Raw genomic sequence first — 263 nt, 5'->3', positions numbered from 1 at the left:
GCCGTTCCATTCCTCTCAAAGTTGTAACTCCCTGTTTTTGTGTATGTGTAAATCTCGTCATCTAATGCGTATGTGTAAGGGTCAGGTGCCGTCATTGTCACTTCAAAGCGTCCTTGCTTTGCTATCTGCTCTACCAGTATCCCTTTTGTCACCCTCGCTAAATAAAACTTATTTGGTTCTGTATCAAGAATAAGCCTTTTAAGGCCTTTTGCTGGGTCTGACCATGCTGCTATTTCTCGGCTTTTCCTCTTTAAATCCTGCTC

General features: G+C 43.0%; 1 protein-coding gene. It reads right to left on the bottom strand.

The window, feature by feature from the left end; all coding sequences use genetic code 11:
* Positions 1 to 263, bottom strand: a 263-nt coding sequence (locus NG904_RS17175) for a distal tail protein Dit (protein ID WP_252232960.1), incomplete at both ends; no start/stop codon positions are given.

The sequence above is a fragment of the Clostridium sp. ZBS15 genome (assembly GCF_023845705.1).
GTDB lineage: Bacteria > Bacillota > Clostridia > Clostridiales > Clostridiaceae > Clostridium > Clostridium aquiflavi.
This window is presented reverse-complemented; position numbering and strand designations above follow the sequence as displayed.